The 22,483-nt window shown below is 44.0% G+C and carries 17 protein-coding genes and 1 pseudogene; 6 read left to right on the forward strand and 12 right to left on the reverse strand.

The window, feature by feature from the left end; genetic code table 11:
* Nucleotides 1-231: 231 nt before the first annotated feature.
* The 7 genes and pseudogenes from HMPREF1195_RS05780 to HMPREF1195_RS05805 all read right to left on the reverse strand — a co-directional run bounded on the left by HMPREF1195_RS05780 (nt 232) and on the right by HMPREF1195_RS05805 (nt 8,155).
* Nucleotides 232-1,839, reverse strand: a complete 1,608-nt coding sequence (locus HMPREF1195_RS05780; RefSeq protein WP_023919043.1) for an alpha-glucosidase — start codon at nt 1,837-1,839, stop codon at nt 232-234.
* Nucleotides 1,840-1,907: 68 nt separating this feature from the next.
* Nucleotides 1,908-4,139, reverse strand: a complete 2,232-nt coding sequence (locus HMPREF1195_RS05785) for a glycoside hydrolase family 31 protein (protein WP_023919045.1) — start codon at nt 4,137-4,139, stop codon at nt 1,908-1,910.
* A gap of 147 nt (nt 4,140-4,286) precedes the next feature.
* Nucleotides 4,287-4,382 (reverse strand): annotated as a pseudogene (locus HMPREF1195_RS11295) (CPBP family intramembrane glutamate endopeptidase); the annotation flags it as partial.
* A gap of 353 nt (nt 4,383-4,735) precedes the next feature.
* Entirely contained in the window at nt 4,736-5,401 is a 666-nt protein-coding gene (locus tag HMPREF1195_RS05790; protein WP_023919047.1) for a potassium channel family protein, read from the reverse strand.
* Between the two features lie 9 nt (nt 5,402-5,410).
* On the reverse strand, nt 5,411-6,793 hold the full coding sequence (locus HMPREF1195_RS05795) for a TrkH family potassium uptake protein (protein WP_023919049.1): 1,383 nt from the start codon (nt 6,791-6,793) through the stop codon (nt 5,411-5,413).
* Nucleotides 6,794-6,824: 31 nt separating this feature from the next.
* The gene (locus HMPREF1195_RS05800; RefSeq protein WP_023919050.1) at nt 6,825-7,589 is read right to left on the reverse strand and encodes a nucleoside phosphorylase; all 765 of its coding nucleotides are present in this window, start codon (nt 7,587-7,589) and stop codon (nt 6,825-6,827) included.
* On the reverse strand, nt 7,586-8,155 hold the full coding sequence (locus tag HMPREF1195_RS05805; RefSeq protein ID WP_023919052.1) for a sugar O-acetyltransferase: 570 nt from the start codon (nt 8,153-8,155) through the stop codon (nt 7,586-7,588). Before HMPREF1195_RS05805 ends, HMPREF1195_RS05800 begins: the two co-directional genes overlap by 4 nt.
* 177 nt (nt 8,156-8,332) lie before the next feature.
* Here HMPREF1195_RS05805 and HMPREF1195_RS05810 point away from each other — a divergent pair, with 177 nt between their 5' ends.
* Complete coding sequence (locus HMPREF1195_RS05810; RefSeq protein WP_023919054.1) at nt 8,333-9,076, forward strand: DeoR/GlpR family DNA-binding transcription regulator; 744 nt, start codon at nt 8,333-8,335, stop codon at nt 9,074-9,076.
* A gap of 12 nt (nt 9,077-9,088) precedes the next feature.
* On the forward strand, nt 9,089-9,898 hold the full coding sequence (locus HMPREF1195_RS05815; protein ID WP_023919056.1) for a Cof-type HAD-IIB family hydrolase: 810 nt from the start codon (nt 9,089-9,091) through the stop codon (nt 9,896-9,898).
* A gap of 90 nt (nt 9,899-9,988) precedes the next feature.
* Here the strand turns inward: HMPREF1195_RS05815 and HMPREF1195_RS05820 are convergent, their stop codons facing one another.
* Together HMPREF1195_RS05820 and HMPREF1195_RS05825 are read right to left on the reverse strand one after the other, a co-directional pair.
* Entirely contained in the window at nt 9,989-10,936 is a 948-nt protein-coding gene (locus HMPREF1195_RS05820; protein ID WP_023919058.1) for an AEC family transporter, read from the reverse strand.
* 83 nt (nt 10,937-11,019) lie between these two features.
* Nucleotides 11,020-12,645, reverse strand: coding sequence for a malolactic enzyme (locus HMPREF1195_RS05825; RefSeq protein WP_023919060.1), 1,626 nt, complete (start codon nt 12,643-12,645; stop codon nt 11,020-11,022).
* A gap of 392 nt (nt 12,646-13,037) precedes the next feature.
* Here HMPREF1195_RS05825 and HMPREF1195_RS05830 point away from each other — a divergent pair, with 392 nt between their 5' ends.
* The 4 genes from HMPREF1195_RS05830 (at nt 13,038) to HMPREF1195_RS05845 (ending at nt 19,121) form a co-directional block, all read left to right on the forward strand.
* Nucleotides 13,038-13,388, forward strand: a complete 351-nt coding sequence (locus tag HMPREF1195_RS05830; protein ID WP_023919061.1) for a helix-turn-helix domain-containing protein — start codon at nt 13,038-13,040, stop codon at nt 13,386-13,388.
* Between the two features lie 111 nt (nt 13,389-13,499).
* Complete coding sequence (locus tag HMPREF1195_RS05835) at nt 13,500-14,375, forward strand: LysR family transcriptional regulator (protein WP_023919063.1); 876 nt, start codon at nt 13,500-13,502, stop codon at nt 14,373-14,375.
* A gap of 301 nt (nt 14,376-14,676) precedes the next feature.
* A complete protein-coding gene (locus HMPREF1195_RS05840; protein ID WP_037599398.1) occupies nt 14,677-16,095 on the forward strand; it encodes a VWA domain-containing protein in 1,419 nt (472 codons plus the stop codon).
* A 311-nt stretch (nt 16,096-16,406) separates the two neighbouring features.
* Entirely contained in the window at nt 16,407-19,121 is a 2,715-nt protein-coding gene (locus tag HMPREF1195_RS05845; RefSeq protein WP_023919067.1) for a DEAD/DEAH box helicase family protein, read from the forward strand.
* A 55-nt stretch (nt 19,122-19,176) separates the two neighbouring features.
* Here the strand turns inward: HMPREF1195_RS05845 and HMPREF1195_RS05850 are convergent, their stop codons facing one another.
* The 3 genes from HMPREF1195_RS05850 to HMPREF1195_RS05860 form a co-directional block, all read right to left on the reverse strand.
* The gene (locus HMPREF1195_RS05850; RefSeq protein ID WP_023919069.1) at nt 19,177-20,214 is read right to left on the reverse strand and encodes a zinc-binding dehydrogenase; all 1,038 of its coding nucleotides are present in this window, start codon (nt 20,212-20,214) and stop codon (nt 19,177-19,179) included.
* 89 nt (nt 20,215-20,303) lie between these two features.
* Nucleotides 20,304-21,398 carry a ferrochelatase gene (gene hemH, locus HMPREF1195_RS05855; protein WP_023919071.1) on the reverse strand — a complete coding sequence of 365 codons (1,095 nt, stop codon included), beginning with the start codon at nt 21,396-21,398 and terminating at the stop codon, nt 20,304-20,306.
* A 112-nt stretch (nt 21,399-21,510) separates the two neighbouring features.
* A complete protein-coding gene (locus HMPREF1195_RS05860; RefSeq protein ID WP_023919072.1) occupies nt 21,511-22,413 on the reverse strand; it encodes a cation diffusion facilitator family transporter in 903 nt (300 codons plus the stop codon).
* Nucleotides 22,414-22,483 lie beyond the last annotated feature (70 nt).

The raw sequence follows: 22,483 nt of genomic DNA on the forward strand, positions 1-22,483 counted from the left end.
ATAAGTTCTCCTAGAATCTAAAGATTCTTCGTCAAACTTCCTATTTTGCCTTTATCCGCAGTCTCCCTTTGTATCTTGATTTAGTCTTGGAACTTCGTAGAAGTTCGCTGACGTCCGTCCTCACCTAAGGAAAGTTTTTTAGATGACTTCGTCCTCATTCTGACAGTCCTTCTCAACTGAGAAAGACCTGCTTCTACGAGGAAGTAATTTCCTCTATTTTTCTTACTTTTATTAGGCTAATTTGACACAGAAGGCATCCCAAGGGGCTAACTTGCCTGATTCGAGGACTTGTTCTACCTTGGTATTGGCAATAAGAACCTCTTCAACCCCATTAACGATCGGCAACTCTTGCTCTTGACTGGAGAGATTGACAACCACCAAATAGGCTTGCTCTCCTTCTACACGCTTGTAGGCAAAAACCTTGTCTGCTGCGTCCACCAATTCATAATCAGCAGTCACAAGCCAAGGATACTCTTTTCTCAAAGCAATGAGGGCTTGGTAGGTATAGAAAATAGAGTCTGGATCTGCTAGGGCAGCCTCCACATTGATCTCTTTGTAGTTTGGGTTGACCGCAAGCCATGGACGACCTGTCGTAAAGCCAGCTTCTGCTTCATCATTCCACTGCATCGGTGTCCGGGCATTGTCCCGACCAATATGGCGGATTTGATCCATGATCACTTCGAGAGGAACCCCTTTTTCTAAGGCTTCATGAGCATAGTTGATCGACTCAATATCTTCTACGTCCTCAAGGCTCTTAAATGGAAAATTGGTCATCCCGATTTCTTCCCCTTGATAGATATAAGGAGTTCCCTTCATCAAGTGAAGCAGAATCGCTAAAGCCTTGGCAGATTTGACACGGTAGTCGCCATCATCCCCCCAAGTTGACACAATCCGTGGCAAATCGTGGTTGTTCCAAAAGAGGGAATTCCAGCCTTCCTCTTCTCCTAATTCCGTCTGCCACTTGGTGAAAATTTCCTTCAATTTAGGCACATCCAATTCCTTAGCGTAGTGCCACTTTGGTTGACCCGGTTGGTATTGAAGGCCTATGTGTTCAAATTGGAAAACCATGGACAATTCTTGATTTTTTGGATTGGAGTATTGCTTGGCAATCTCTGGAGTTGCTCCCCAAGTTTCTCCCACTGTGAGCAGATCCTTATCGCCAAAGGTCGCTTGATTCATTTCCTTCAAGTAAGGATGGAGCATGGGACCATTGCTGATGATTTCCTGATCTGGGATCTTACCGATCATATCGATCACATCCATACGGAAGCCACCAATTCCCTTGTCAATCCAGAAATTCATCATGTCATAGATCTGATGACGGAGCTCCTCATTTTCCCAGTTAAGGTCTGGTTGCTTCTTACTAAAGTTATGCAGGTAGTATTGACCAGAAGCTTCATCGAACTCCCAAGCAGAGCCACTAAAAGCAGAAATAATGCCATTGGGCTCATCGCGCCAAATATAGAAATCCCGCTTTGGACTGTCTGGATTTTCACGCGCCTCGATAAACCAAGCATGCTCATCAGAGGTATGGTTGACCACCAAGTCCATGATGATTTTGATCTTGCGTTTCTGACCTTCTGCGATCAATTCTTCCATATCTTCCATGGTACCAAAGATGGAGGCAATATCCTCGTAATCCGAGATGTCATAGCCGTTATCATCCATGGGACTCTTGTAGACTGGTGAGAGCCAGATGGCTGTAATCCCTAGCTTTTCCAGATAGTCTAGCTTGCTCGTGATCCCCTTGAGATCCCCTATGCCATCGCCATTACTATCCTTGAAACTTTTTGGATAAACTTGGTAAATTACGGCGTTATGCCACCATTTTTGTTCCATTTTTTCTTCTCCTTTATGATTGTGAAATCATTTTCATCATACAAAAATAGGGGTGAAATTGCAAGAGTTTACAAGTCTTCTCCCTCTTCACTGGAATAAATCACTTCAAAGAGACGTTGGCGCAAGCCTTCCTCCAAAGGTGTGATGACCTTCATCAACTGTTTCCAATCCTTCGCTCTTGAACAAGCCGCAAATAATTCATTTTTCCTATCGTAGGCCAGGTTGGCAGATTTCAAGAGTTCAAACATCCGATCTTCTTTTGCAGTAGGACGCGATTGCAGCTCACCCATCGCAATTTCTTGACTTTGATTGTCTACTAAGATAGGGGCTGTCTCTAAGGTATGGAGGAAGAACCGGTGCTGTCTCTTTTCAGGAAGCAAGGCTAGATCACCTGACAGATCCATCCTAATCTTTTTTTCATCCCAATCGACTGTTAGGCGGGTTTCAACCTTGCTAGCTCCTTCTCCTTCGACGAGTACGAAGGAACGATTGTCACCTGGGAAGAGATGCCAGTCCAGCATTTCTGGAAGGTCTACTCCTGTCTGTGGTTGTGCATCCATAGGGATGATGGCTCCTGCACGTGCAAAGACCGGAATATCCTGGCTGGTCCTAAAGACCGTAAGCTTGCCTCTTCCTTCATACTTCCAATCATGGAAGAAATCGTACCAAACGCCGTCTGGGAACCAAACGCTCACAGAAGCACTATGAAAGACAGGATCCAGCGCTTCGGTAATTGGTGCCACCATGAGTTCACTACCAAAGAAATATTGATTCTTCGCTTCATAAGCCTCTTCTTCATTTGGATAGTGGTAATAGAGGGGTTGAACCAAAGGTAGCCCTTCTTCGTGTGTCGCCACATTCATGGTGTAGAGATAAGGTAGTAGGCCATGGCGCAGGCGCAAATACTGCTTCATCAAGCGACAGGTCTCAGGCGAGTAAAACCACGGTTCCTTGCTGTTAAAGGCATTACAAGAACTATGGAGACGATTAATCGGGCTAAAGACCCCAAACTGCAACCATCGAAGAGCCAAGTCTTCATCATAGTAGCCCCGCATATGGCCACCGATATCATGACTCCACCAGGTGTAGCCGATATTGGAAGCTGTGCTAGTAAAATAGGGTTGAAAGGCTAGGGATTCCCAAGTCACAATAGTGTCCCCTGAAAAACCAATCGGATACCGATGGCTACCAGGACCCCCATAACGCGATAAGATGAGACCAGCTTGGCCTTTTCGACAATTGTCTAGATAATGATAGTGATTTAACAACCAAAGGGGATCCATCTTGCCATGACTACCTTGCTGCCAATCAATCCACCAAAAGTCCACTCCTTGATCTTCCAAAGGATGGTGGACATCTTCAAAATAAGCTTCGCGAAAGGCCGGACTATAAAAGTCAAAGCTAGCCGCTTCTTCTTTTTCCGCATCCAGTCCCAAGCGTTTTGCGACCATGGGATAAGCATCTTCGAAGGCGCGAATTCCATCTGCCGGATGGACATTTAAGGTCACCTTTAAACCACGCTCATGCAGGCCATTTAAGAAAGCAGCTGGATCAGGAATCAAATCCCGGTTCCAACTATAGCCAGTCCAACCACTTCCAAAGCGAGCAGGAATCGCCGTCTTGTGCCAATCCATATCGATCACACTGACCGCTAGAGGCACCCCTTCTGCTTTGAAGCGATCCATCAAATCTGTGTACTCCTGACTGGTATAAGGCCAATACCGGCTCCACCAGTTGCCCAGAGCATAACGTGGCAAGAGTGGGGGCTGTCCTGTCAGATGGTAAAAATCTTTTAAGGCACCTAGATAATCGCGCCCATAACCGAAGAAATACAGATCCACTTCTGGATAGGACCGTGCTCTAAAGCCGCTTTCGTCATCATACAAGTAGGAAGCGGAATCGTCTAAAAGAGCATAACCGGCCTTGCTCAAGATCCCATCTTGCAACTCCATAGCCCCATCGACCTCGTCAAGCGTCCGACTGGTCCCCTTTAAGGTCTCCGGCTGATCTCCGTAGTGCCACCGGCTCCCATAGACTGCATACTGACCCTTGAGCTCGATATAAAGCCGATCCGGGGCAAAAGGTCCCTTTTCAAAATGGAGGTGGAGATGCTCTGTATGAAGATCGAGAACAGCTTCTGTCTCTACGACCTCACAGGCAACAGGTCCAAAATCTCGATTTTGTACAACTTGCGTCTGACCATCTTCAAAAATACCATCTTCAGAGTATTCCAAGCGCACCAAAGATTCCGTTAATACGGATATCCGATAGTTTTCTCCCTCTATGACTGATCCTGCCATTTGTCTGTCCTCCTCTTTTTATAGGGCATCTGACTCGCCCTCTTTTCATCTGCTTCGCCTCACTAGGTAAGCGCTTACGATTTTACTATAGCACTCAAAAAAAGGCCTGTCAACACTTGACAGAGCCTTTCCTAAAATTTTATAAGATCAACTTCCCCAATGAATCAAGAGATACATGAGACTCGATCCAAACATATCTGCCAAGGCATGCATGAGGAAAAATGGCAAGAGATTCTTGACGACCTTGAGGACGGACGTTAGGTGAAATTATCCAGTGGATGATTTCAGCAATCCAGGAAGTTCTATGACTAAATTAAGATACAGAGGGCGTCTGCGGAGTAAAAATTAAAAATCATTTTTCTGCAGAATCATTTCACCTATTTCAGTTAAAAAATAGGTGATCAACATTCTGAGGCTGGGACAAAAGTCCTAGCCTCAGAATTGTTTTTGGATTGTTGAGCAAGACGCAGTGGTTGAGCGGACTCTACTACGCTGATTTCATCAGCTTTTACAGCCCTACTCAACTGTGCGGAGGTGGGACGACGAAATCGAATTCTAATGAATTACCGATTTCTGTCCCACTCTCAATTACACGATTAGTCTAACAAGTCTTGGATTCTATCCAGATACTGGTTGTCTGTCACCGCCATCACGCGCACCCCTTCTGGCCAGATAAAGTCGGGAGCAATCTGAATATGAAGCGGTTGATCTTCCGCATCTCGATAACCAATAATGTTGAGATGGTACTCCTCTCTGACAGCCAAGTCCTGAAGACTTTTTCCTACCCAGCTGGATGGAACCGTAAACTCGACTACTACCACTTCTTCATCCAACTGGAAAACTTCAATCCGGTGTTGGAAAAGAACCATTTTAGCGAGGGACATGCCTGCTTCTACCTCTGGCAGGATGACCAAATCAGCCCCAATCTTTTCCAGAATTTCTTTGGTCACTTCATTTTTGACCTTGGCAATGACGTGCTCGACACCTAGTGCCTTACAGTGCATGACAGCCAGCACACTGGACTCCAGGTTTTCACCCGTCGCAATGACGACTGTGTCACAGTTCCCAATATCTGCTGCATCCAAGAGGTCCAACTCCGTAATGTCTCCAACAATTCCAGTCGTAATCATGGATTCATATTGGTTGATCACATCTGCGTGATCATCAATCGCAACAATATCCACATCCTGGTCTTGCAGGGTTTTCAGGACACTCTGTCCAAAAATTCCTAATCCTAAAATTCCAATGGTTCGATTTGCCATAAGTTTCTCCTATCCGATAATGATGTCTGCTTTAGCATATTGCAAGGCATCTGCCTTCTTAGCTTTGTAATTGTTCAAACTGACCATAAGGGTCAAGGGGCCGATCCGACCGATAAACATGAGCACCATGATGATCCCCAAACCTGCTCCATTTAAGGTCGAGGTCACATTGGCTGTCACGCCTACTGTCGCTAGAGCCGATACTGCCTCAAAGACCAGGTACAAAAAGCGTTGACCATCCGGAGTCACGAGACAAAGACCAAAGAGTCCAAGGAGAAAAGTCAACTGGAAAATCACTGCCGTCCCCAAAGAGCGTTGGACCAAGTCTAGTGCGATGGTGCGCTTTCCCAGGTTGGTATGTGGCAAGCCGAGCAACTCTTTGCGCGCTAAGAGAATCAAGACCAAGAAGGTGGTGATCTTCATCCCCCCTGCTGTCCCACCTGGTGCTCCTCCTAGGAACATCTGTAAGAGATAGATAAAGAGCGTTACTGGCCGGACTGCTGTATAATCTAGCGAAGCAAAACCAGCTGTCCGCATACTGACAGTTTGGAAGAAGCTGACCAAGATCTTCTCTCCTAATGGAAGGGACCCAATCGTTGCTGGATTATTAAACTCGGTCAAAAGACTAGTCACTGTCCCAAAGAGAAGGATCGCAGCTGTTAACCAGAGAACCACCTTGGTATGGAAGCGAAGAGTCCGCCGTCCTGATTGATTGCGGGCCTTGGTGGCTAGGTCAAACCAGACCATGAAGCCCAAGCCCCCAGTAATAATAAGGGCAGACAAGGTCAGATTGACCAACCAATCGGTCTGGAAGCTCATCATACTATCACCTCCAAAATTATCAAAGCCCGCATTACAAAAGGCCGAGACCGCAACAAAGATGGAGTTAAAGATCCCATGCCCCCAGCCAAAGCGAGGGATAAAGCGGGTCATGAGGAGCAAGGCCCCCACCCCTTCGATGGTAAAGGTGGTAATAAAGATGGAGCGGACAAAACGGGCCAAGCTCTGGTTATTGCTAAAACTAAAACTGTCTCGAATGGTCTGCCGGTCCTTGTAACTAAGTTTTTGGCGACCTTCCATAAAGAAGAGACCGATAAAGGTCAAGATCCCTAGGCCTCCGATCTGGATCAAGAGCATACAGATGAGTTGCCCCCAGCCATTATAGGTCGAAGCCACCGACTGGGTAAAAAGCCCCGTCACACAAACCATAGAGACTGCTGTAAAGAGGTGATCGATATAGCCTGCTGTTGAGCTTACTTGCTGGACAAAGGGCAAACTCAGTAAGAGCGAGCCCATCAGGATAACCAAGGCAAAGCTGAGAAAGATCCGCCTTGCCGGAGACAGGCGAGTCAGTTTGGCTCGCCATTGTTTAAAATATGATTTCACTAACATAGCTTCATTGTATCATAAAAAGAGAATAGACCTACAAGTAATGAACCATTTCTAGGCATAATTCTAAGGCCTTCTCGAATGCTTCAGAGCCCCAGTCACGCTGGTCATAATTTTCCAGGTCTGCAAGAGAATCTGCGGTAAAGAGGAGCAAGCCCCAAACCGCATCACGAAGCTGGGCGACTGCTGCAAGTGAGGCACACTCCATCTCCACAACACGACACCCTTCTTCAATGCGATAGGCCACCTTGTCAGGTGTTTCCCTATAAAAACCGTCGGTCGACCAGGTCATGACCTCTTGATAAGGAATGGACTGCTGTTTTAGAACTGTTTCAATAGCAGTCAGGGCACGGCCGTCCACCTCTATATAACGGGAGGGCGCCACATAATGGTAACTGGCTCCCTCATCTCGCAAGGCCTTGGTAGGGATCAAGAAGGCATTTTCTTCTATGTCCACCAAGACCCCACAGCTACCTGCCGATATAATCTTCTTCACCCCATAGCCAATCAACCAATCCATGAATTGGGCAGCAGCTGCAGATCCAACTGGCGCTTGGGCCAAGCATATTTCCTCTCCTCGGTGCTCCATAACATAGACCGGATAGGTCTTGGTAGCTGAGACAAAGCTAGCTACTTGTTTGGCTCCAACAACTTCCGCAAAGCGATCAATCTCATCTTCCAAGAAAGCATAAACACTTTTTTCAGGTAGGTGCAGGTCTAACCCCTCATGGGTCGGCATAATGACCGCCTGCGGATTGTCGTCAAACTCTAAAATGGGAATTTCATGTTGATGGATCATTCCTTCTCCTTTTTAACGGGTATTTCTTTAATGACACGGGCTGGGTTTCCTGCAAGGACCACATTGTCTCCAAAGGACTTGGTGACCACTGCTCCTGCGCCAGCAACCACATTGTCACCCAGCGTCACACCAGGAAGAATGGTGACCCCTCCTCCTGCCCAGAAGTTGTCTCCTATCGTAATTGGTGCCCCATACTCGAGACCAGAATTGCGCTCGTCTGGATCCAGTGGGTGTAAGGGGGTCAAAAATTGGCAATTAGGACCAATCATGGCATTCTTTCCGATCGTGATGGGACAGATGTCCAACATGGTCAAATTGTAATTGGCATAGAAATTTTCTCCAATATGGATGTTGACCCCATAATCCACAAGTACTTGACGATTGAGATAGAGGTTTTCACCGGTTGAACCAAACCACTCTTTGATGATAGCTGCCCCTTTTTTAGGATCCACCTCTTGGTTAAAAGCTTCCTGTTTCTCCCGAGAGGCTTTTGCCAAAGCCCGTAATTCAGGGTCCGCAGGTCTATAATAGTCACCTGCAATCATTTTTTCATATTCACTGGCCATAAGGAAACCTCCACGTTATTTTGACATATTATAGCAGAATTTCCCCTTTAAAACAAACGTCAGAATAAGGCTTTACAAGGAAAAAGATCATAAAGGCTTAAAAATAATTAAAAACACTTGCATTAACTTAATAAATGATGTAGAATATAGGCAAGAACAGAAACAAGGAGCGAGCTCATGTATCAGGAACAACGACTCGAAAAAATATTAGAACTCTTAGAAGAGCGAAAACAGCTATCGGCTAAAGAAATGGTCGACTATTTCAAGGTCTCAAAAGATACTATTCGCAGAGACTTCGCTCTCCTTAGTCAACGCCAGCTGGTCCGTAGGACCCATGGTGGACTTCTCCCCTTAAACAAAGAACCTGGCCCTTCTTATCTAGACCGCAGTCAGAAAGACAACAAGGAAAAGACTGCCATGGCTCAAAAGGCCCTGCAATTGATCCAAGATGGACAAGTGATCTTTCTCGACGTTTCCACTTCGATGACCCTGCTTGCCGGCTTGCTTAATAAGGAAGTCACAGTCTATTCGCATTCCCTTGACAATGCCATCCAGCTCAGTAGCCATTCCCAGGTTGACTTTCATCTTTTAGGAGGGAAATTCTACCCTAAAAACCGCTTCTACTATGACGCGAATCAAGCACAAATACTGGACAATCTTCGCTTTGATCTGGCTTTTTTTGGAGCGAGTAGCTTAGCCAATGGAGAAGTCACCTTTGAGGATGCCGAAGACGTTGCCGTCAAATCCCTCGTCTTTGAACGAACTCGTACCAAGATCCTTGTAGCAGAAAGCAGCAAGTTCTCCCAAAATGCCAACTATTATCTCGCTCGTCTCAAGCAATTTGACTATTGGATTACTGATCAAAAACCAAGCCCTGACATCCTGAAACAAGTCGGCAACGAAACCACTATTCTCTATTAGGAGGTAATCTTTATGTCTCACATTCGTCTCATCATCAGCGATATCGATGGCACCATCTTAAATGACCACCATCAGATTGACCCAGAGTTGGCAGCATTGATCCCAGATTTAAAGCGTGAAGAGATCCCTTTCGTGCTAGCCTCTGCTCGCTCCCCCAAAGGAATGGCACCCATTGCCAAAGAACTCGGTATAGAAGACTGCCCCATGGCCTGCTACAACGGGGCCTTGATTCAAAAAGGCGAGCAGGTTCTGTTTGAGCATCCCTTAGACAAGAATGAAGCTCGTCAGTTTATCGACTGGGCCAACCAACACTTCCCTCAAGTTTCGATCAACCTCTATAGCGGAAAAGACTGGATGACCGATCATCTCGACCAATGGAGCCGAGAGGAAGCCCGGATTACAGGGGAAAAACCTCTTATTCTTCCCCTATTGGATCCTTTGCTGGATATGACAAAGCCCCTCCACAAATTGCTCTTAATTGGAGAAGCAGAAGAGATCCAAGCCCTCTATCGTGCTATTTCTGCCGATGACTTCCCTTCTACCGCCTTTTATCTCTCCAAAGCCAACTACCTAGAAGTTACTGCTAAGCACGTCTCTAAAGAGGATGCTCTGGTTGAACTCGCCAACCACTACCACTTGAGCTTAGAAGAAGTCCTCACCATGGGGGACAACTTCAATGACCTTCCTATGCTCAAAAAAGCAGGCATCGGTGTCGCTATGGGCAACGCTCCTCAAGAGGTGAAAGACGAAGCAGCAGTCGTGACAAAGGACAATAATGAAAACGGGGCTGGGCAAGCGGTTGAAACCTATGTGTTGATCTAGTCATCCGTTTAAAAAGGACGTCGAGTATAATACCCGACGTCCTTTTTGACGAATGTATAGCACTAAAACTACATCATTTTCATATAAATGCTATCCCAACAATGTCTGCAGAATTGGAACCACAATCACAAATAAGACTGTGCTGAGAGTGACCACATTCGTTGAAAACTCAACATCGCCTTTACCTTGATTGGCAAGGATAGGAAGAACTGCCAAGGCTGGTGTTGCTGATTGAATCATAAAGGTTCTAAATTCTGGTGCCACCATATTTGGAGAGAAGAACTTCAGAACCAAGAGCATGATGACCGGTGCAAGAATAAAACGACCAACCAGTGTGATAATGGTATCTTTATCAAAGCGAATCGTCTTAAGTCCTGCCTTAGCTAGGACGATACCGATATAGACAAGAGATAAGGGCGTTGTTAAACTACCAATATAAGTCAAGGTACTTTCCGCAAAACTTGGAACAGGAATACGTAACACCAAAAAGACGAGGGCTACGAGAAAACCTAATAAAGGAGCTGGGAAAAGCTTCTTCCAATTAAATTTTTGAGCCTGTTTTGAAGCCCCTTCTTTACTATCAGAAGTCATCAGATAGACACCTAATGTCCAAGTAGATACTGTATTTGTAATATAATAAACCAAGAAGTAAGGAAGGGCTTGATTTCCAAACAAAGCGATATTTAAAGGCAAACCAATAAATATGGTATTGGCATTAACAAAGGTATTAATCATGGTTCCTCGGCGTCCTGGGCGCACTTTAAAAACTTTCACTGCGATAAAGGCCGCTAGGTAACCAAGAATGAAGGCGATAAAGGTATACAACAAACCGCCAGACAAGCTAATCAATTTATCTAAAGTTAAATATTTAAGAACAGAGGTAAAAATTGCAACAGGCATGGCCACGTTCATAATCAGTTTAGATAAGTCATTTCCAAAACTCTCTTGAAACCAACCACGGACTTGCAAGAAATAACCAAGAATGATGATGACGATAATGGGTACAATACTCTGAATTGACGTTAAAAAGATTTCCATAGTCTCCCTTTCTATATAACAGGACATACAAAAAAAGGTGTACGAGGCATCCAGTTGTATTCGTACACCCCATTTCCATTTACTTATTTATATTCTGGATACCATTTCAAATCACGAACTGCTTTAGCCATATCTGTTTCTTGAGCACGCGCAAGACCTTGTTCTTGCGCTTTTTTAGCAACTGCTTCTGCTACTTTGATAGACACATCAGCTACATACTTGAATGGAGGCAAGACTGGTGCTCCTGGTTCGCCTGGATTGACAATACCACTCAATGAATGTGCGGCAGCGCCAATCATTTCATCCGTCAATAGACTCGCTTCAGAAGCCAGCATACCAAGTCCAAGACCTGGGTAAATCAGGGCATTATTCGCTTGACCAATCACATAGTCCACACCTTTATAGGAAACTGTACCAGCTGGAATTCCTGTTGCAACAAATGCTTTTCCGTCTGACCATTCGATCAAATCTTTGGCACTTGCTTCAGCTAGTTTGGTTGGGTTTGACAATGGGAAAATGATAGGACGTTCTGTGTTTTCACACATAGCTTCTACAATTTCTTTTGTGAAAGTATTTGGCTGAGTTGAAGTTCCCACAAGAATCGTTGGTTTAACCGTCTTCACCACTTCAAGAAGGTCTGTCAACTTGTCTGCATTGGCAAAATCAGAACGTTTCTTAGCAAATGGTTTTTGTTGTGGCGTTAAGTCATCCATGTCATCAAAGAGGAGACCTTGTTTATCCACCATAAAGAAGCGTTTATAGGCTTCTTCTTCAGGCAGACCTTCACTAACCATTTCACGAAGGACACGAGAAGCAATCCCTGCGCCAGCAGTTCCACCACCATAGCAGAGGTAAACTTGATCCGTTAATTTTTCACCTGTAATATCCAATGAACCAAAGATACCTCCAAGGGTTACGATACCAGTTCCTTGGATATCATCGTTAAAGGTTGGAATTTGCTTCCGGTATTTTTCAAGGATGTTGGCAGCGTTTAAGCGACCGAAATCTTCCCAGTGCAGATAGAGTTTAGGGAAGAGACGTTCTGCAGTTTGAACAAATTGATCGATAAAATCATAGTAACGATCACCACGTACACGTTCGTGGCGATTTCCCAAGTAATTAGGGTTGTTACGCAATTCTTCACGGTTGGTACCTGCATCAATGACCAAAGGAAGCACCATTGAAGGATCGATTCCTGCAGCTCCAGTATAGACCATCAGTTTCCCAACAGAAATATCGACACCATTTGTTCCCCAGTCTCCAATACCAAGAATACCTTCTGCATCTGTCACAACAATAAGACGAATTTCACGGTCCCCTGCTGCATTTTTCAAAGTTGCTTCGATATTTTCAGGATGATTGATATCAAGATATGCGGCATATTGTGGATCTACAAAGAGGTCGCTATAGCCTTCTATGGTATCGGCAATAGTTGGATCATAAACAATGGGATTAAACTCTTCCAAATGTTGAGCAAATAGGTAGTAAAATAGAGTACGATTTGTATTAAAAATTTCCATTAGGAACAAACGTTTTTCCAAATCATTAACCTTTGTTTGCATTTGCGCATAAGTTTGCGCTGCTTGTTCTTCAATGGTTTGAACGTAAGGTGGTAGGAGGCCAATGAGACCTAGTTGCTTACGTTCCTCTAAAGTAAAGGCAGTTCCTTTATTGAGGAAAGGGTTGTTTAAAATATCATGTGCAGTCATCATGTGACCTCCTTATTAGTTTAATTTATTATACCACTTATTTGCATTAAATGACACTTTGTTCTATATATGATACAATATGAATGAATCACTCAATGAAAGTTCAGGCGATACAACCGAAAATGATGCGATTTCAATAGATAACAAAATAATAGGTTTATCCATCACTTCCTAGATAGTCACGGTCATCTCTTAAAAAAGCCTGTTCCTTTCCACCTTTTAGAAGGTTATTCTCATCAAAAGATCCACTGTTTTCAGGTACTCTTTTTTCCACTTATGATGATCAATACCTATAAAAACCATAGATAATAAATCTAAAATATGTTTGTTATAAAATACTTTGTTTTGTTTAAGGTGTTATTTTTGTCATTTAAAACTTGTATTCTGGTTACATGAAAACAAAACATTATTTACAACGGTATATAGCGCAAAAGGTCAAATATTTGCGAAAAAAACAAAACATGAGTCAAGAGGAGCTATCGGAACGGGCAGATCTTGGATTAAAATACATCAATCAATTGGAAAATCAAAACGTGAATCTGACCATTCACAGTCTTGAAAAAGTCATTTCTGCTCTTGAGTTAACGCCTGAAGAATTCTTCAATTTTGATTCACTCGAAGCGTCTTCAGATCCTACTGACAGCCTTTCACTTAAGAGAGTAAACATGAAAATTAAACAACTTCCAGTTGGAAAAAGGGAAAAGATCCTAACGATTTTTGAAGATCTTTTAGATAGCCTTTAATTGTCCTCTGACTCACCTCAGATTGTAACAAACAAAAAATCATATAGTCAAATTAGCTATCACGGATAATTTTTGCTTATCCATGTCTGTCTATTTAGAAGAGGGAGCCCAATGAATCTTAAGGACTTTTATTATTTTTTTGATCTTAGTCAACAGCAATCCTTTACTGGGGTTGCCCAAAAACACGGGATCAGTCAACCATCCGTTTCCTATGCGATTAAACGACTAGAAAAGGAATTTCACTGCCCATTAATCGCGCACGATCCTTCTCACCGTACTTTCAAATTAACGCCCCAAGGAGAAATCTTGCTACGACATATTCAAAAGGTCCTACCTGAGATTCAAGGAGCTAAAAAAGAGATCCTCCGGAGTCTCTCTCAATTCAATACGATTGGTTTCCCACCAATCATCATTGACTATCTTGTCCGAAAACAACCCGCCTTTATCAGTAATGTTGCAGCTCTTCAAAGTATCCATCCTGTTCAAGAAGGGTCTGTCGAACTTTTGGAATTACTTTCCAAAGGAGAACTAGATGCTAGTTTTTTAGGGAGTTTAGAACCGATTAAAGATCATCGCTTCCAGGTAAGAGAAATGGCCAAACGAGATCTCTTCTATATCCTTCATCACAACCATCCACTAGCCTCAAAAAAAGTATTACAATTTTCAGACGTCATCGATGAAGATTTTATCATTCCAGATGAGCACTTTGTTCATTTAAAAGCCTTTGAACTGTTGAATGAGCGCTATCACCATGAGGCTACGCCCTTCTTTCAGACGGATGATATTCAGCTCCTAAAACAACTTCTTCGTAAACAAGTGGGGATCAGTTTACTAGCAGATCTTGCACTAACAGATGATGAAGAGGAATTGATTGCCATTCCGATGGATGAAGACGAACGGATCAGCTTTTACGTTTCATTAGTTGAACCGAGGGAAAGTAATCTCAAACCGGAGGTCATCCAATTCTTTGAAAAATTACTAAGCTAATCACAACCTCCATTCTTTGTCCTGATTTAGAAACATAAATAAAGTGACTAGCTAGTATTTTTTACGACTAAAAAATATAGTAGAAATGCCGATAAAATAAGGATTCCTGCAAATTTGTGGGAATCCTATTTTCTTTCATACACTTTGTATATTTAAATTGTTTTGTGTATATTTTTCTCATTCAGCTCTTTATCAATAATTAAAGATATAAAAAGCTCGCAAACCCTTGATTATTATACCGTTGACAAGTTTTTCAAAAACCTGTATGATAGAAAAAAGTTTATTAAAAAGGGGACGTATTTTGAAAAAATATACTATTTCACGTAAACAAACTTTAACTTTAGCTTCCGTTGTTTTAGGAACTGTCTTCACAGGAACGACTATTGCTTCTGCTGACGACGTTGCACCTAGCACAAGTCAAGCTGCTCCTGCAGCTACTACAGCCGCAAAATCACCTATCACGGCTGCAACAGAAGAAATCAACGCCAAAGCCAATACACCAGTTGTTCCTGCTGATAAAGCAAAAACTGGGGATATCATCGCTGTGGACGTCAAAAAAACTGGCCCATCTGCTAAAACAGACGGTGCAGACACAACCACTACTTCAACAGCAACTATCAAAACCACTAGCTTAGCCGATCCAAACACACCTGTTGGCACTTCAAAACCAGTCTCTTCTACCAAGACAGCTACATCAACCAAAGAAACAGCTGACTACACTGAGACCACAACAGAAACCGTCAACAAAACAACTGTAGTCGAAGTGACAAAAGAAGCAGATGTGGTCAATAAAAAAGAAGTTCAAGCAACATCAGACATCGTCTTTGTCATCGACAAATCAACTTCAATGGATTCTCACATCAGGGATACGATGAAGAATGTCGAGACCTTCGTTCGCAATCTATCGGCAAAAAATATTCAAGCTCGTTTAGGATTGGTTGAATACGAAAGAGCTAGTGAAGTTAAATACCATGATTTCAATGGATCTAAGTTCACAAGTGATCCAGAAAGTTTCATTTCTGCTTTGAAAACCATCAAAACTAAAGGCTACTATGAAAATGCTACTGTTCCATTGCATCATATTGCTACTTCAGGGGACTACAACTGGGGGGCTGGGGCAAACAACCATCGCTTTGCTTTCTTGATTACAGATGAGGACATTGATCTTACAAAGGATACACCAACCAAAGAAGCGACACTGAAAGCCCTTCAAGATGCTGGTATCTCTTTGACAGTGGTTGGTGAAACACGTGAAAAAAAAGACTTTGATCCATTGGTCAATGGAACAAATGGTCTCTACCTAGATATCGACAAAAACTTTGCTAACTTGTTGAACGTTCAATTTGCCAATAAAGTCGTTGAAACTGTCCAAAAAGGTCGTGTCTTCAAAGTCCAAACAGACAAGTATGAGTTGATCTCAAAATCTCATCGTGTGGCGAAAGCAAAACCACAAACACCTAGCATCCAAACGCCTGCAGCACCGACTCCTACTCCTCAAAAACCGGCTGTTTTAACCCCTGCGAAACCGACTGTATTCACACCTGCTAAAAACGAGCCTGCCAAAACCGCAGTCTATATCGCACCTGCAGCTCTTCCTCAAAAAGAAGCAAGTCTTCCAAATACAGGAAGCAAGACCTCAATTGCCTTGACAACTCTTGGCCTTGGTCTTCTTAGCATGAGCGCTGCCTTTGGCCTCTCTCGTAAAACAAAGAAAGACTAACATGAAAAAGAGAGTGGGACAGAAATCGGTAATTCGTTAGAATTCGATTTCGCCGTCCCACCTCCGCACAGTTGAGTAGGGCTGTAAAAGCTGATGAAATCAGCGTAGTAGAGCCCACTCAACCACTGCGTCTTGCTCGACAATCCAAAAATAATTGAGAGGCTAGGACTTTTGTCCCAGCCTCCTTTTTAGCTCTGTACGAATGATTCCTGTTTGCCATTTTCATCAGGAATGTTAGATTCTTCAACTTCTACCAAGAGATTCTTGTCCTCCGCTATGATATAATGGGGACAGTACAAGGGAGGAAACCAATGTTACAAGAACTAGCCTTTACAGGCCAATGGAGACACTATCAAAAACGCGTTCTCAATAAGAGTGACGCTTTTATGGCGGATGGCCACCTGCATTTGGTAGCAGCTCCCGGCTCTGGAAAAACAACCCTGGGAATCGAATTTATCAGACGCTTTGGCCAGCCAACCCTGATTTTAGCTCCTACAGTCACCATTCGTCAACAATGGGTGGAGCGGATTATCCAGGCATTCCTGAGTGATGAAAGCCAAGCGGAACAACTGATTTCACAAGACTTAAAACATCCTAAGCTGATTACAGTGGCTACCTATCAGGCCCTACACAGCGCTATGAACCAAGTCGTCGGTCAATCACAAGCTGAGGATACCGATGACCAGGCAGAGATTGAAACATTTGATTTCAAAGGTTTTGATATCTTTACTACTTTCAAAGCCATCTCACTTGGGACTCTTTGTTTAGATGAGTGTCACCACCTGCGCAATGAATGGTGGAAGAGTTTGGAAGCCTTTCGTCAAGCCTTCCCTGACTTAAAGATGATCTCTCTTACCGCCACCCCACCCTATGAAGGGGATCCTGCCCTTTGGGATCGCTATATCCGCATGTGTGGTGAGATCGATGAGGAAATTACGGTACCCGAATTGGTCAAGGAAGAGACCCTTTGTCCCCACCAGGACTATGTTTACTTCGCCTTTCCAACCAAGGAAGAGCAAGAGCAATTGGATGCCTTTAGCCAACAAAAGAATGCTCTCTTGCAACAACTGACTTCCGATCCCCTCTTTTGCCAACACCTCCAAAACTGCCAAGCCTTATCTGCTCAGATCAGCGACGATGAATTGCTCAATGAGCCCAAGTATCTCTCTGCTACCCTGATCTTTCTTCGAAGCAAGGGAATTGACTTTCCCAAACGTTTCCAGGACCTTTTAGGAGCCAAGAAACTACCTGCTTTCACCCTGGACTGGCTTGAAATTCTCCTGCAAGGCCTGCTCTTTCAGGTGCCTCACTGGTACAATCTACCTGAGGAATACGAGAAGCAACTGCTTCATGAATTAAAAGCAGCCAGCTTGATCGATCGAAAACAAGTCAAACTGGTCCGCAACAAAAAACAAGACCTTCTGCTCAACCAATCCCTCGGAAAACTAAATGCCGTCCGAGAAATTTTCAAGGCCGAATACCAGGCTCTTGGAAGCCGACTGCGCCAACTGGTGCTAACAGACTATATCCGTCAAGACTTTGAAGTTCATCTAGGAGATAAGGACTCCCAATTCACTCAATTGGGAGTGCTCTCTTATTTCGAATCCATTCACAGGGAAAGCATAGAGCAAGCAACTCCTCCTGCCATCGCTGTTTTGACAGGCAGCATCGTCATCATCCCGACAGTCGCTAAGCCAAGACTAGAAGAGCTACTTGGAGGGAATCGACTGACTTACCAAAACGTCGGCCAATTATCTCCTGATGACTTTCTCAAGGTTCGCTTGGTTGGTTCTCAACATGATTTGGTGACAGCCGTGACCCATCTCTTTCAAGAAGGGCTCATCCAAGTCGTCATTGGAACCAAGTCACTTCTAGGGGAAGGCTGGGATGCTCCTTGTGTCAACTCCTTGATCCTAGCGAGCTTTGTCGGTAGTTTCATGCTCAGCAACCAAATGCGAGGTCGTGCCATCCGAGTGTGGCCCGAAGACCCAGACAAGACCAGTAACATCTGGCACCTGGTCTCCATCAATCTTTCCCTAAAGAAATGGTATGAAAAGTCCGATCTTGAAAAGGAAGAGATCGAAGCCCTCACTGATCAGCTGAAAGAATACAGTCCTGATCTGGAACTCTTAGAAAGGCGGATGAAGCAATTTTTAGGCCTCCATTACAAGGAGCCCTTTATCGAATCCGGTATTGAACGTCTAGCCTTTGACAATATCCGCTATACCAAAAAACAGTTGCAAAAACTCAATGAAGAAACCTTAGAGCGCTCCACCCATCGTCAAGAACTCCGAGACGGCTGGCAAAAAGCCCTTCCGATTCTGGAGAATATGGAGATTGCAAACGAGGTCCAAGTGGATAAACACTTCCTACCCCTGGCCCTATTTTTTGACGCTAGAAAGCTAGCTCGTTGGCTGACGGCCGCCACTTTGACCGATGCTTTCGCCAACCTGATCTACTATTCACATAGAGGAGGATGGAATAAAGCGTCTCTAATTCTTCTAGTCGTTTTAGCTGTTCTCGCTCTCCTTGCTTGGCTCCGCTACTATCTCTATAAGAGTCCTTATAAACAGTTAGAAGTCTTCGGCCAGGCTATCCACCAAGCCCTACTCCGTTCTGGGCAGATCCAGACTCAAGCAACCCGCATCCAAGTCGTACGAGACAGAAAGGATGCCATCAACACGCTAATCTATTTGAAGGGCGGAACCATGCGGGAGAAGGAACTCTTCTCGCAAACCATGATCGAGTTTTTCGCTCCAATTGAAAATCAGCGCTATATCCTGAAAGCACAGGAAAAAGTGTCCGATCAGACAGAATATTTCGCAGTACCAAGCCTCTTTGACAAACGGAAAGAGGATGCCCAAGCCTTTGTGGAACAAATCCGAAAGAGTCTGGGCAAGTATGACCTCGTCTATACCCGAAGTGCCGAAGGCCGTGCCATTCTCCTTGATGCGCGCATCAAGGCCCTAGCCAACAAACAAGAGCGCACCTTCACCAAGAAACAAGTGATGTCGGATTTGAAATAAGATTTTATTTCACTACAAAAAATTCTAGTAGACAGCCTCTACTAGAATTTTTTTGTTAGTCAAGTACAATCATAGCCTTAATAGTCTTACGTTCATCCATGTCCTTATAAGCTTGGTCGATATCTTCCAGTTTATAGCTTGAGGTAAAGACACGACCCGGATTGATATCACCATCAAGGACCGCTTTTAACAAAACTTGTTTGTCATAAGTAGTAACTGAGGCTGCTCCACCTGCCACTGAGATATTTTGAGCAAAGGTCGAACCAAGGGCACGGTTATTGTAATGAGGAACGCCCACAAATCCCATGCGCCCTCCATTATGGAGGACTCCGAGAGCTTGCTCAACAGCTGCTTCTGTACCGACACATTCGAGAGCTGCATCTGCTCCGCCTCCAAGGATTTCACGGACCTTGGCAATCCCTTCTTCACCACGCTCAGCCACAACAGCTGTCGCACCTGACTCCAAGGCCATTTGTTGACGGTCTTGGTGGCGACTCATAAGGACGATTTGCGATGCACCACGCATCTTAGCTGCAATGACAGCACATTGGCCAACAGCACCGTCACCAATAACGACAACCTTGTCACCTTTTTGCACATTAGCTACACGCGCTGCATGGTAACCGGTCGGCATGACATCAGCAAGTGTCAAAAGTGACTTGAGCATGGCTTCTGTATAATCAGATGGTTGACCTGGAATCTTGACAAGGGCCCAGTTAGCATACTCAAAGCGCATGTACTCTGCTTGAACCCCATCAGACCAGTTGGTGCCGATATGGCGGTCACAAGTCCCATCATAGCCAGCACGACAGGCGTCACACTCCCCACAACCATGGGTGAAAGGCGCGATGACAAAGTCTCCTGGTTTGACCGTTGTAATGGCCTCACCGATTTCTTCAACGATCCCAATAGCTTCGTGGCCACTATTTTGATGACCTGCTTCAATATCTGGATTGCGGTAACTCCAAAGGTCTGAACCGCAAACGCAAGTACGGACAATGCGAATAATGGCATCATCTGGTGCTTCGATGTGTGGACGCTCCACTTCTACAAGGCCCACTTGCCCAGCTTTTGTATAGACTGTTTTCTTCATAGGAACAACCTACTTTCTATTGCTTACTTACCTATAGTATACACTTTTTATCGAGCTCTAGCCCACTTCCTGATTTAAAACTCCATCATTTAATCATATTTTTTTCCATACTTCTTTTCTAGCATTTTCTTAATCAGATAGGGCATTTTGACATTTTCGCGGCCTTTCTTGGCAATTAACTTCTTCACAAAATCTGGCATTTGGATATCATTCTCTTCTTCCAAAATCTGACTCGTGCTTGATGGAGCTTCCAACTCATCAAAGGTCTCCAGCTGAGGTTGATAGTCACTATAGTCACCGTCTATATGAGACTGAATTGTCGAAAGAAGTGCCTTGATTAAACGAGGATCGCTATTTGGCATAGGAGGTCTGTGATAGGCTACACCTAGCTCTTGGCAAAGCTCCTTACATTCCACATCATTGTCAAAAAGAACCTCAATATGCTCACTAATAAAGGCAATCGGAACAAAAATATAGTGGTCAGGATGCTCCCTCTCATTACGAAGGTATTCTAAGACATCCGGCTTAATCCAAGGAATACCAATATCACTCTCACTCTGCCAAGTATTGGTGTACTGCTCCTCTTCAAGCCCTAAAATCTCCGCAATCAAGCGACTATTGTCATAAATCTGATCGATATAAGGGTCACCAAAATCTAGTGCCAAAACTGGGACACTGTGGGCTGAAAAAATCACCTTATAACTGTCGTCTCCAATCTGATCTAAAACCTTTTGGATCTCATCAGCCCAATAGTGGAGTAGGTCAGGTTCTCGGTACCAGTCCTTGATAATTTGGAACTTTATCTGACCACTTTCTAAAAATTTTTCATAACCCATGACAGAATAGTAGGAATAATGGGGCTCTAGAATCAAACACAAACACTCTTCAATTCCGTCATTCTCCATCTCTTTAATCGTATCAGTGATGAAAGGACGGGAAAATTTATTAGCAAAGTAGACCGATGCTTGATTTCCAAGAGCAGTAGCAACCAAGTCCACTTCTTCCTTTGTTATCCTTTGGAGCGGCGTTCCACCGATTCGGACATAATTGTCATATAAAGTCTGAATTTCATGCGGTTCAGGACGTACCCCACGGCGTATATTTGTGAAAAATTCCGCTACTCCTTCATAGGTAATCTCTTCTGGCGAACCAAAAGTCATCATCAACACAGCTCTTTTACTCATAATTACTCCTTGTTCCACGTTTGTTCTATTTTATCACGAAAAGGCTTACTTTAGTGAGCTTAGTATCAAAAAAACTCCTAGAGATAAACTCTAAGAGTGAAAATAACTATTCTTAATGGTGATGAATATGTCCATGACTTTGATTCACTTCCAACTCTTCGATCTTGCGTTTGTGAGCTCGGTGAGTTGCCAGGTCTTCATCAACCTCAATGGTAACGTTTTGAAAGCCACAATCTTTGAGCAAGGTGCGAATAGACTCTTTACAGACCTCCATATGGTTGACATGCTCCAGACAAACATGGACAATGGCATTTTTCTCTAAGCCGTCCATGGTCCAAAGATTGAGCTGATTGATACTAGCGACATGGTCCAACTCTGCCAAATCCGTCTTGATCTTCTGGATATCCACTCCTTCTGGTACAGCATCAAGGAATATCTTGAGTGTGCTCCAAAAACGTGGAATGGCTTTTGACAGAATAAAGAAGGAAATCGCAAGAGACAAGAGCGGATCCAGAATATACCAATCGGTAAATCGCAGAACAATCGCCATCAGGATGACGGCCAACCAGCCCAAGGTATCTTCCAAAAAATGCAGGCTGAGAATGGATTCGTTCTTGGTTTGCCCCTTACGAATGACGAGGCTCGCTAGCACATTGATGCTGACGGCAATAATTCCAAGCCAGAGAATCCCCTCATCATTGACAGGTTGTGGGTGAAAGAGTTTCGTTATATTTTCCAAAATAACCAGAACGGACCCTGTCATGAGAATCACAGCTGTTACCATGGCCCCTAAAAGGCTAAAACGCTTGTAGCCCAAGGTATAGTGGCTGTCTTCTTCACGGTTGGAAATACTCTCCAAAAAGGCGGAGATCCCAATAGCGATCGCATCTCCCAAGTCATGGACCGAATCCGCAAGGACTGCGCTGGATCCAAAAATCCCTCCTGCAATAAACTCAACAATGGCATAACTCAAATTCAAGAAAAAAGCGATCCAGACCGCATGTTTTGTACTCATTTTTCCACCTTCCTTTGGTATAATAGTAGTAGAATGATCCCTTTCACTAGTATTATCTCTAACTCTAAAA

The sequence above is a fragment of the Streptococcus parasanguinis CC87K genome (genome assembly GCF_000507765.1).
Lineage (GTDB): Bacteria > Bacillota > Bacilli > Lactobacillales > Streptococcaceae > Streptococcus > Streptococcus parasanguinis_J.

Excerpts from the sequence above, each read along its gene's own strand:
- HMPREF1195_RS05780 (WP_023919043.1), bottom strand. The coding sequence starts at position 1,839 with ATGGAACAAAAATGGTGGCATAACGCCGTAATTTACCAAGTTTATCCA.
- HMPREF1195_RS05785 (WP_023919045.1), bottom strand. The coding sequence starts at position 4,139 with ATGGCAGGATCAGTCATAGAGGGAGAAAACTATCGGATATCCGTATTA.
- HMPREF1195_RS05790 (WP_023919047.1), bottom strand. The coding sequence starts at position 5,401 with ATGGCAAATCGAACCATTGGAATTTTAGGATTAGGAATTTTTGGACAG.
- HMPREF1195_RS05795 (WP_023919049.1), bottom strand. The coding sequence starts at position 6,793 with ATGTTAGTGAAATCATATTTTAAACAATGGCGAGCCAAACTGACTCGC.
- HMPREF1195_RS05800 (WP_023919050.1), bottom strand. The coding sequence starts at position 7,589 with ATGATCCATCAACATGAAATTCCCATTTTAGAGTTTGACGACAATCCG.
- HMPREF1195_RS05805 (WP_023919052.1), bottom strand. The coding sequence starts at position 8,155 with ATGGCCAGTGAATATGAAAAAATGATTGCAGGTGACTATTATAGACCT.
- HMPREF1195_RS05810 (WP_023919054.1), top strand. The coding sequence starts at position 8,333 with ATGTATCAGGAACAACGACTCGAAAAAATATTAGAACTCTTAGAAGAG.
- HMPREF1195_RS05815 (WP_023919056.1), top strand. The coding sequence starts at position 9,089 with ATGTCTCACATTCGTCTCATCATCAGCGATATCGATGGCACCATCTTA.
- HMPREF1195_RS05820 (WP_023919058.1), bottom strand. The coding sequence starts at position 10,936 with ATGGAAATCTTTTTAACGTCAATTCAGAGTATTGTACCCATTATCGTC.
- HMPREF1195_RS05825 (WP_023919060.1), bottom strand. The coding sequence starts at position 12,645 with ATGACTGCACATGATATTTTAAACAACCCTTTCCTCAATAAAGGAACT.
- HMPREF1195_RS05830 (WP_023919061.1), top strand. The coding sequence starts at position 13,038 with ATGAAAACAAAACATTATTTACAACGGTATATAGCGCAAAAGGTCAAA.
- HMPREF1195_RS05835 (WP_023919063.1), top strand. The coding sequence starts at position 13,500 with ATGAATCTTAAGGACTTTTATTATTTTTTTGATCTTAGTCAACAGCAA.
- HMPREF1195_RS05845 (WP_023919067.1), top strand. The coding sequence starts at position 16,407 with ATGTTACAAGAACTAGCCTTTACAGGCCAATGGAGACACTATCAAAAA.
- HMPREF1195_RS05850 (WP_023919069.1), bottom strand. The coding sequence starts at position 20,214 with ATGAAGAAAACAGTCTATACAAAAGCTGGGCAAGTGGGCCTTGTAGAA.
- hemH (WP_023919071.1), bottom strand. The coding sequence starts at position 21,398 with ATGAGTAAAAGAGCTGTGTTGATGATGACTTTTGGTTCGCCAGAAGAG.
- HMPREF1195_RS05860 (WP_023919072.1), bottom strand. The coding sequence starts at position 22,413 with ATGAGTACAAAACATGCGGTCTGGATCGCTTTTTTCTTGAATTTGAGT.